The sequence below is a fragment of the Streptomyces sp. BF23-19 genome, assembly GCF_041106355.1.
Lineage (GTDB): Bacteria > Actinomycetota > Actinomycetes > Streptomycetales > Streptomycetaceae > Streptomyces > Streptomyces virginiae_A.
Genome location: NZ_JBGBPT010000105.1, coordinates 18,483 through 28,376, shown reverse-complemented (window position 1 = coordinate 28,376; position 9,894 = coordinate 18,483). Strand labels below are relative to the sequence as shown.

General features: G+C 73.1%; 6 protein-coding genes and 1 pseudogene. 4 read left to right on the top strand and 3 right to left on the bottom strand.

All coding sequences use genetic code 11. The features are described from left to right. The 4 genes and pseudogenes from AB8A24_RS38110 to moeZ all read left to right on the top strand — a co-directional run. A pseudogene (locus tag AB8A24_RS38110) lies at window positions 1-546 on the top strand (hypothetical protein); the annotation flags it as partial. A 134-nt stretch (window positions 547-680) separates the two neighbouring features. Beyond that, complete coding sequence (locus tag AB8A24_RS38105) at window positions 681-1,691, top strand: NAD-dependent epimerase/dehydratase (RefSeq protein WP_033218566.1); 1,011 nt, start codon at window positions 681-683, stop codon at window positions 1,689-1,691. Then, entirely contained in the window at window positions 1,679-2,434 is a 756-nt protein-coding gene (locus tag AB8A24_RS38100) for a spherulation-specific family 4 protein (RefSeq protein WP_369478779.1), read from the top strand. The genes AB8A24_RS38105 and AB8A24_RS38100 overlap by 13 nt, the downstream gene beginning before the upstream one ends. 85 nt (window positions 2,435-2,519) lie before the next feature. Then, window positions 2,520-3,698: an adenylyltransferase/sulfurtransferase MoeZ gene (gene moeZ, locus AB8A24_RS38095; protein WP_030011110.1), complete on the top strand. Its 1,179-nt coding sequence runs from the start codon at window positions 2,520-2,522 to the stop codon at window positions 3,696-3,698. 106 nt (window positions 3,699-3,804) lie between these two features. Here the strand turns inward: moeZ and AB8A24_RS38090 are convergent, their stop codons facing one another. The 3 genes from AB8A24_RS38090 to AB8A24_RS38080 form a co-directional block, all read right to left on the bottom strand. Continuing rightward, complete coding sequence (locus tag AB8A24_RS38090; protein ID WP_369478778.1) at window positions 3,805-5,400, bottom strand: alpha/beta hydrolase; 1,596 nt, start codon at window positions 5,398-5,400, stop codon at window positions 3,805-3,807. 73 nt (window positions 5,401-5,473) lie between these two features. After that, window positions 5,474-6,736, bottom strand: coding sequence for an SUKH-4 family immunity protein (locus AB8A24_RS38085; RefSeq protein WP_369478777.1), 1,263 nt, complete (start codon window positions 6,734-6,736; stop codon window positions 5,474-5,476). Window positions 6,737-6,884: 148 nt separating this feature from the next. Beyond that, the gene (locus AB8A24_RS38080; protein WP_369478776.1) at window positions 6,885-9,785 is read right to left on the bottom strand and encodes a YbhN family protein; all 2,901 of its coding nucleotides are present in this window, start codon (window positions 9,783-9,785) and stop codon (window positions 6,885-6,887) included. Window positions 9,786-9,894: the final 109 nt, after the last annotated feature.

Sequence of the window (9,894 nt, the reverse complement as noted above, 5' to 3'; positions counted from 1 at the left end):
GGGCAGGCGTGGGCCGGGGCCGCGGCCGTGGCCGCCGTCGCCGCCACCCTGGTGTGGCCCGGGCGGGCCGCCGGGGGCCGGTTCCCCTACGTGGCGCACCTGTTGGCCGCCGCCGTCGCCGGCTGGGCCGTGTACCGGCACGGCACCGCCCTCGCGGTCGGCCTCGCGCTGGCCGTCGTCCCCGGGCACCTGGCCGCCGTCGCCTTCGCCGCCGGGGCGCGGGCCCGGCTCGACGGGAGCCGCGCCCTGGAGGACTTCGCGGACCGGGCCCGTCCACTGCTGCCGGCGGCCGTCGCCCTGTTCACCGGGGCCGCCACCGCGGCCGCCGCGCTCGCCGGCGCGTCGCTCCCCGTGGCCGTTCCCCTCGCGCTGCTGCTGTTCCTGACCCGGCTCCTGCTACGGCACGGAGCCCACCGCGCACCCGTCTGCGCGGGGCTCGTCCTCGCCCTGGTTCCCGTCCCCGCGGCGGCCCTCACCGCCGCGGCCGGACTCCTCGTACACGCCGTACTCGCCCTGGCCCGGGCCTCCGCGCATGCCCGGCCCTGACGTCCCCGGACGTTCCCAGACCTTCGGAGCCGACGCCGAGGCGCTTTACCCGTACCCCGCCCCACCCATCCGTCCGTCCGTCCGCAAGGAGAAACAGACATGACCGGCCAGCCAACCAACCAAGGGGTCACGCGATGAGGGTGCTGCTGATCGGAGCCAACGGATACCTCGGCCGCTACGTCGCCGACCGGCTGCTCGCCGACCCCGCCGTCCAGCTCACCGCGCTCGGCCGCGGCGACGACGCCGACGTCCGCTTCGACCTCGCCACCGGCAGCCCCGGCGCACTCACCCGCTTCCTCGACGCCGTCCACCCGGGCGTCGTCATCAACTGCGCCGGAGCCACCCGGGGCGGGGCCCGGGAGCTCACCCGGCACAACACCGTCGCCGTCGCGACGATCTGCGAGTCGCTGCGCCGCAGCGGCTGCGGGGCCCGGTTGGTGCAGCTCGGCTGCGCCGCCGAGTACGGGCCCAGTCAGCCCGGATCGTCCACGGCCGAGGACGCCGTGCCGAGACCGGGTGGGCCGTACGGCGTGAGCAAACTGGCCGCCACCGAGCTGGTCCTGGGCTCCGGGCTGGACGCCGTCGTCCTGCGGATCTTCTCGCCCGTCGGCCCCGGCACCCCCGCCGGATCCCCGCTCGGCCGGCTCGCCGAGGCCATGCGCCGCGCGATGCAGGCCGGCGACGGGGAGCTGAAGCTCAGCGGGCTCGGCGTGCAGCGCGACTTCGTGGACGTACGGGACGTGGCGCGGGCCGTGCACGCCGCCTCGCTGTCCGCCGCCCAGGGCGTGGTCAACATCGGCACGGGCCGCGCGGTCCGGCTGCGCGACGCGGCCGCGGTCCTCGCCCGGGTCGCCGGGTACGGCGGAGCCCTGCACGAGCTGGACGTCCCGCACGGCGGGCCCCAGCAGGCGCACGGGCACCCCGGCCGGCCCGCCGGACTCGCCACCATCGGCTCCCCGCGCTCCGAGGCCACCGCCGAACAGATGGCCGCCGCGGCCCCCCAGCCGTACCCCTACCCGGACGGCTGCGGAGCCTGGCAGCAGGCGGATGTCCGTACCGCCCGGGACCGGCTCGGCTGGCGACCCCGGATCAACCTGGAGGAATCCCTCGCGGACATCTGGATGGAGGCGGCGTGCCGCATCTGACGACGCCGCCGGGGTCCATGACCGCCGCCGCGACCGAGGCCGGCCGCCTCGGTCTCGGCATCCCCGGCTACGCGCACCCGCTGCTCGCCCCCGTCGAGTGGGCCGAGCTGACCCGCCCCGGAACCCCGCTGCACTGGGCCGTGCTCAACGTGGCCGACGGCCCGGGCGGGCGGCCCGACCCGCACTGCACGGAGGCGGCCGCCAAGCTGCGTCGCGCGGGCGGCATGATCCTCGGCCATCTCGCGATGCGAGACGGATCGCGGTCCTTCGGGGAGCTGATCTCCGACGCCCACCGCTTCCGGGACTGGTACGGGGTCGGCGGCTTCTACCTCGCCGGGGCCCCGGCCGACAAGGCGGACCTCGCCTCGGTGTGCCGGGTCGTGGACTCCCTGCGGGGCCTCGGCGAGGACCTGCGGATCGTGCTCGGGCACGGCACGCACCCGTACGAGGGCTACGCGGAGGCCGCCGACCAACTGGTCACCTTCTCCGGGGCCTGGTCCGACTACCGCTGGTCGCAGGTGGCCGAGTGGACCGCGGACCATCCGGCGGAGCGGTTCTGCCACCTCGTCCACGGGGTGCCGCGCGCGCATCTGGAGGAGGCGATGCGCATCGCCCGCTGGCAGGGGGCGGGCACGATCTGGTTCACCGACCGGCTCGGGGCGCGCGGCGGCGACCCGTGGGCCTCCATGCCCGCGTACTGGGACGAAATCGTCTCACGGATCGGGACAGGTGTCTTGGAATGAAGACGGCCGTGGCAGTGTTACGGAGAGAACAACCATTCAGTTCGCTCCCTGCACCTGCGGGGATGCTCCCACCTCCGGAGTGCCCGTGTCGCTGCCACCGCTGGTCGAGCCAGCCGCTGAGCTCACCGTTGACGAGGTCCGCCGGTATTCGCGGCACCTGATCATCCCGGATGTCGGGATGGATGGTCAGAAGCGCCTGAAGAACGCCAAGGTGCTGGCCGTGGGTGCCGGTGGTCTCGGTTCGCCAGCCCTCATGTACCTCGCCGCGGCCGGTGTCGGCACGCTGGGCATCGTGGAGTTCGACGAGGTCGACGAGTCGAACCTGCAGCGCCAGATCATCCACAGCCAGGCGGACATCGGCCGTTCCAAGGCCGAGTCGGCCCGCGACAGCGTGCTGGGCATCAACCCGTACGTGAACGTGGTCCTTCACGAAGAGCGGCTCGAAGCCGAGAACGTGATGGAGATCTTCAGCCAGTACGACCTCATCGTCGACGGCACGGACAACTTCGCCACGCGCTACCTGGTGAACGACGCCTGCGTGCTGCTGAACAAGCCGTACGTGTGGGGCTCGATCTACCGCTTCGACGGCCAGGCCTCGGTCTTCTGGTCCGAGCACGGCCCGTGCTACCGCTGCCTCTACCCGGAGCCCCCGCCGCCGGGCATGGTCCCGAGCTGCGCCGAGGGCGGCGTGCTGGGCGTGCTCTGCGCGTCCATCGGGTCCATCCAGGTCACCGAGGCCATCAAGGTCCTCACGGGTGTCGGTGAGCCGCTGGTCGGCCGCCTGATGATCTACGACGCCCTGGAGATGCAGTACCGCCAGGTCAAGGTCCGCAAGGACCCCGACTGCGCGGTCTGCGGTCCGAACGCGACCGTCACCGAGCTCATCGACTACGAGGCCTTCTGCGGCGTCGTGTCGGAGGAGGCCCAGGAGGCGGCCGCCGGTTCGACGATCACTCCCAAGCAGCTCAAGGAGTGGATCGACACCGACGAGCCCATCGAGATCATCGACGTCCGTGAGATCAACGAGTACGAGATCGTCTCGATCCCCGGCGCGAAGCTGATCCCCAAGGGCGAGTTCCTGATGGGCACCGCCCTCCAGGACCTGCCGCAGGACAAGCGCATCGTCCTGCACTGCAAGACGGGTGTCCGCAGTGCGGAAGTCCTCGCGGTGCTGAAGTCCGCGGGCTTCGCGGACGCGGTGCACGTCGGCGGCGGCGTGATCGGCTGGGTCCACCAGATCGAGCCCGAGAAGCCGGTCTACTAGACGGCCCCGGGCCCACCGGTCGTGACCGAAGGGGCCGTACCTCGTGATCGAGGTACGGCCCCTTCGGCGTTCACGGCCGCGGATCCGGACGCGTACGCGGCACGGATCAGGCGGGCGTCGGCGGCTCCGGTGTCCCGGGCGGCGCCGTCGGGTCCGGGGCCGCGGTGCAGACGGTGCCGTCGGCCGGCGGCTCGCCGTCCAGCAGATAGGTGTTGACCGCCTTCTGCACGCACGGGTCGCCACTGTTGTACGCGCCGTGCCCCTCGCCCTTGTAGGTGAGCTCCACGCCCACGCCGGGCCCCAGCCGCTCCACCATCTTGTGGGCGCCCTCGTACGGGGTGGCCGGGTCGCCGGTGTTGCCGATCACCAGGATCGGCTCGGAGCCCGGCGCCGAGACGTCGGGGGTCTCCCAGGTGCCGGCGACCGGCCAGCCGGTGCAGGACATCATGGCCCAGCCGAGGAGGTCCCCGAAGACCGGCGAGGCGGCGCGGAACTCCGCCAGCTTGGCCTTCGTCTGCTCCAGGGTGTAACGCTCCTTGTCGTCCACGCAGTTGATGGCGGTGTTGGCCGCGCCGATGTTGCTGTAACGCCCCTGCTGGTCCCGGCCGTTGAGCGCGTCCGACAGAGCCATCAGCAGCTGCCCCTGACCGCCCTCTGCCTCGTCGAGGCCCTGTTCCAGCAGCGGCCACAACTCCTTGGAGTACAGGGCCTGCGCGATGCCGTTGGTCGCCTGGGTCTCGGTGAGCATCCGGTCCCCGATGCCCGGGATCGGCTTGGCGGCCAACGCCTTCTGCAGCTTGATGATGTTGGCCTCGATCTCCTTGGGCGTGCTGCCCTGGAGCCGGCACTCGTCACCGCGGTCCACGCAGTCCTGGGCGAAGTTGCCGAGCGCGAGCTGGAAGCCCTTGGCCTGGCCCAGGGCGCTCTCCTCGGCGGTCTTGGTCGGGTCCACGACGGCGTCGAAGACCGCCCGGCCGACGTTCTTGGGGAAGAGGTGCGCGTAGACCCCGCCCAACTCGGTGCCGTAGGAGATGCCGAAGTAGTTCAGCTTCTCGTCGCCCAGGGCCTGCCGGATGCGGTCCAGGTCGCGGGCGGCGTTCTCGGTGCCGACGTGGGGGAGCAGCTCGGCGGAGTTCTTCTCGCAGGCCTCCTGGTACGCGCGGATGTTCTCGACGAAGGCCTTCTCCTCCTCCGGCGTCTCGGGGGAGGAGTCCTCGCTGAAGTACTGGTCCAGCTGCTTGTCGTTCTCGCACAGGACCGGATCACTGCCGCCCACCCCGCGCGGGTCGAAGCTCACCAGGTCGTACCGGGCGCGCAGGGCCTCGTACTCCTTCGCGGCGCCCGGCAGCGTACTGATCCCGGAGCCGCCGGGGCCGCCGAAGTTGAAGACCAGCGAGCCCAGCCGGTTCTTCTGGTCCCGTGCCTTGGCCCGGATCAGGGCGATCGGGATCGTCTCGCCCTCGGGCTTCGCGTAGTCGAGCGGGACGTCGAGGGTGGCGCACTGCCAGTCCTTGGGCGGAGCCTGACCACCGCCCTGCGCCGCGGTCGGGGCCTCGCAGTCACCCCATTTCAGGGGCTTGACCTCCGGGGTGCCGTCGGCCGTCGTCTTCTTCCCGTCGCCGTCGCCGGAACAGGCGGCCGTGGCGAGCATCCCGGCGGCTAGCGTGGCGGCGGCGGTGACCCGCCAGGCGTGTGTCGGCATGTCCCCATCCTGTGCGCCCCGCGGCGAGCCCGCCCGCGCGCTGACCCGAACGGGGGGCGGGCCCGCCCGCAGGTCAGTAGCCGTACACGCTCAGCTCGGTGATCGCGGCGAACAGGTGCTCCCAGGTCTCGGCGGCGGGCGAGTCGTCGGCCAGGGCCTCGGGATCCAGGGCCTCCATCGCCTTGAGGAAGTCCCCGATGCCGTCCTCGGCCGGATACGGGGACCAGCAGGCGCCCATGTACCGGCGTACGCCCTCGAGAAGCCCGACGAAGGACGCCACGTCCCGGGCCAGCGGGAGGACGGACTCCTGGTACATGTGCACCGCTCCGGTGACGCGGTGGACGCCCACCAGGCCCGGGTCCGTGTACCCGAAGTCGAAGGTCCCGAGGTGCAGGAGGTCCTCGTCGCCCGCCTCCGGGACCCGCGCGATCAGCGGCCGCAGCAACTCCGGGGCCACCTCGAACGAGCTGACGCCCGCGGCCCAGTGGCGCGGCAGCCCGATCCCGCTCAGGAACTCCCGGGTGGCCGGGTGCTCCAGCGCGTCCGGGAGTTCGTCGTGGGGGACGCGGGTGACCCAGGCGTCGCCGAAGGTCCGGGCGAGGCCGGCCGCGGTGAGCGGACCGGAGCCACGGGTGCCCGGGCGGAACCACGGGGTGTCCTCGGCGGACTCCCAGGAGGAGGTGTCGGCGGCGCCCCGGGGACGCTCGGCGAGCGCCGCGGTGTTCTCCTCCACCACCACGACCCCGCGCGCCTCCGCGTACAGGTAGCGGCCACCGCCGAGCGGGACCGGCTCCTCCCAGGTGCCGGGGCAGTGCAGCGCCCAGCCCTCCTCGTCGGCGTCGAACAGCCACGGGCCGTCCGGCTCCTCCACGTCCCGCTCCTCCGCCTCGCCGTCGGCGGGAGCGGGTCGTCGGCGTCCGGTGTCCAGGTCGAACCAGGCGTCCTCGCACCACATGGCCCACACCTTCACGGCCGCCGCGCCCCCGTCGAGGTCGTACACCTCGGCGGTGTGGTCGCCGCTGAGGTTCGGCTCCGCCACGTACGCGCCGACGGGCCGCCACCAGGCCCACACCGTCCGCCAGGGCAGCGCCGGTTCGGCCTCGGCGACGCGGGCGGCGTAGTCGTGGTGCCCGAGCACGGTCGCGGCGAACTGCAGCCAGGAGGCGAACTCGGCCCGCCCCACCTCGGCCCGCCCGAAGACGGCCTCGGCCTGTGTGAACACCTCACGCCCGATGCCGCCTTCGTCGGCGGCCCCACCCCGCAGGACCGCCCGGTCGGCGCGCAGCACCGCGGCCGGATCGTCGAACGGGCCACGGCTGTCCAGGTCTTCACTCATGGACGCATGCTGCCACCCGCCTCCGACACCGCCCCCACCGGCCGGAACTTCCAGCCACGCCGGCGTTCGAGGCGCGGGCGCGAAGCGCCGTAGCGGGTACGGGCAGAGACCCGGTGCCGCAGCCGCCGGCCGGAGCCGAATCCGCCGACTAGATGGCTTCCTTGCGGGTCAGGAAGTTGAACGAGATCCACCCCGGCAGCACCGGCAGCCAGAAGGTCATCAGGCGGAACAGCAGCACCGCCGAGATGGCGACCTCCTTCTCCAGCCCCGCCGCGATCAGACCGAGGGTCAGGGTGGTCTCCACCGCGCCCATACCGCCCGGCGTCGGGGCCGCCGATCCCAGCGCGTTGCCCGCCAGGAACACCACGGCGATGCTCGCGTAGCTGATGGCCTCGCCGCCGCCGAACGCGCGGATCGACGCGTCCAGGCACATCACGAAGCAGCCCGTCAGCAGCAGCATCCCGCCGATGCCGGTCAGCAGCTTCTTCGGCCGCTGGAGCACGTCCAGCATGCGCGGCACCACACCCGCGAACAGCGCCCGTACCCGTGTCACCACGAACTTCCGCAGGAACGGGACGGCCGTCACCACCAGCACCAGTACGGCCACCGTCAGCAGACCCGCGATGACCGCCCGGGACGGGGTCATCTCCGGGGTCTTCTCGGTCCCGGTCAGGTAGCCGAAGGACAGCAGCAGCACGATGTGGCTGGCCAGTCCGAACAGCTGGGAGGCGCCCACGCTCGCGACCGCCAGCCCCGGCCGGACCCCCGCCCGCTGCAGGAACCGCGTGTTCAGCGCGACACCGCCGACGGCCGCCGGGGCCACCAGCTTCACGAACGACCCGGCCACCTGCGCGACCACGGTCCGCAGGAACGGCACCCGCTCCGGCACGAAGCCCAGCAGGCTCATCGCCGCCGCGAAGTACGTCAGCGCCGAGAAGGCGAACGCCGCCCCGACCCAGCCCCACTGCGCCTGGCCGATGATCGTCGCGAAGTCCACGTGGGCGAGCTGGGTGAGCAGGAAGTACGCACCGAACGCGCCCGCGATGAACGAGACCAGCGTCCGCGGCCGGATCCGCTCCAGCCGGGCCGGCTCCACCGGCGCCTGCGGCCGGATCAGCAGCACCTGGTGGCGGATCTGGGTCAGCAGATCCTCCTCGCGGGCCCCGTCCAGCGCGTCCTCCAAGGCCTTCTTCTCGGCCTTGCGGTCGGCGGCGGCCGAGGCGGAGACCGGGGTCGCGGAGGCCGCGGACTCCGCCTCGCGCGCCGCCTTCGCCGCCCGCGAGGACTCCAGTACGGCCTCCCGCTGCCGCTCCGCCCGCTCCCGGGCCAGCTTGCGCAGCGTCGCCCGGGTGGAACGGCTCAGCGCGATCGGCTGGAGCAGCGGCAGGCAGTCCGCCACCGCGTCCGGGCCGAGCACCGACACGGCCGAGGCCACCGCGCGCTCCGCGCCGACCCGCAGGCCGATCGTGGTCAGCAGCTGGGCGATGTCCATGCGCAGGACCAGGTCGCCCGCGGCGATCTCGCCGCCGCGCAGGTCGGTGAGGATGACATTGCCGGAACGATCCACCACAAGGGCGTCCCCGGTCAGCCGCCGGTGCGCGATCCGCCGCGACTGCAGGGCCCGTACCTGCTTCCACGTGTGGTGGATCAGGTCGTCGGTGATCTCCTCGTCGGCGAGCGCGTCGAGGGCCCGGACGTCCAGGTGCTCGTACACGAGCATCACCGCGTCCGGACCGAGCTCGGAGGTGGCGATCAGCTTCGGCGCGTTCGCCCCGGCCGCGATGGCCGCGTACGCGAGGAGCGCCTCCTGCTCCAGCGCCTGGCGCAGCGACTGCAGGCTGCGCCCGGTGGTGATGCCGCGCAGGGTGAGCCGGCGCCAGACCCGGTAGAAGAAGCCGTGGGCCTGCTGCTCGCGGTCGACGATCGTGACGTCCAGCGGCGGCCCGTCCTCCAGGGTCACGTGGTAGCGGCGCCCCCGGTCGTTGGCCTCGGAGGGTTCGGGACCCTCGGGCATCTCGGCGCGCATCGCGCTGACCGGCTGGAAGCCGACCCGGCGCAGTCCGGCGAGGAGGTGCTGCCCGGTGGGGCGCACGTTGGGCGAGCCGACGGCGTACAGGGTGCCGTAGGCGACGCTCCAGCCGATGAGCACCGTGAGGATGATCGAGAAGGGGGTGGTGTACCCGTTGACCAGCATGGCCAGCGCGTTGAGCAGCAGGACCACCCACAGGGCGACCCGCCAGTGGGGCCTGCGGGTCATCCCGACAGCGGTCATGTACGCGATGACGGGCGCGAGGTAACCGTGCACCGGGTCGGTGAGGGTGCCACCGGCCGCGGGGCGGGTCAGGGCGTCCTGGATGGTGTCGGGGGCGGCCTGCGAGACCCACAGGTCGGTGGCGAGGGTGACGCCGTGCGCGAGGACGGCGGCGAGCACGCCGTCGGCGATGCGCAGCCCGTCGCGTTTGATCAGCCGCTCGATGGCGAAGGCGACGGGCAGCAGCAGCACCGCGATGCTGGAGACCAGTGCGGCGACCTTGATCAACAGGGCGGGCGCCTGGCCGGTGCCCTTGCTGATGTCCTCCTCCAGACCCACGGTGGTGCCGTGGGCGAAGGCGGCGATCCCGAGGAGGACGGCGATCCCGAGGATGCCGACGAGCAGGCGTACGAGGTCGGACGGCCGGTGCACGCGGGCGGCGAGCAGTGGTTCGTCGACCTCGACCCGGTCGGCGTCCGTGGCGGCGTGACCGTGCGCGCCCTCGGCGGGTGCGGCCGCAGCTGAGGCCGCGGCGGCCTTGGCTCCGGCGGCTTTGGCTCCGGTGGCCTTGGCCCTGGTGGGCCGGGCGTCACCGGCGTCGGCGGCTTCGGCCTCGGCCTTGCCGGGCGCGGCTTCGACGGCCTCGGGGTCACCGGCCTCGGCCTCGCCGGTGCGGCCGGTCCGGCCGTCGGGGCGCGGGGGCTCCGGACGGGGCTCGGGGACGGGTTCGGGGCGGGCGGCGCGGCCGTCGTCAGGGCGTGCGCCGTCGTCGGTCGCCGCGCCGTCCGGAGGGCTCACACCCTGCTCCTTCGTCGTCACATCCGTCTCTTCTTGATCACGTATCACCAGTCACCGCCCGGAAGATGGTGGCACGGACCGACGGGTCGGCGGGGCATCAGGGTGCGCG

Bases quoted from the DNA above. Each gene is read 5' to 3' on its own strand.
- AB8A24_RS38105 (WP_033218566.1), top strand. From the start codon at position 681: ATGAGGGTGCTGCTGATCGGAGCCAACGGATACCTCGGCCGCTACGTC.
- AB8A24_RS38090 (WP_369478778.1), bottom strand. From the start codon at position 5,400: ATGCCGACACACGCCTGGCGGGTCACCGCCGCCGCCACGCTAGCCGCC.
- AB8A24_RS38085 (WP_369478777.1), bottom strand. From the start codon at position 6,736: ATGAGTGAAGACCTGGACAGCCGTGGCCCGTTCGACGATCCGGCCGCG.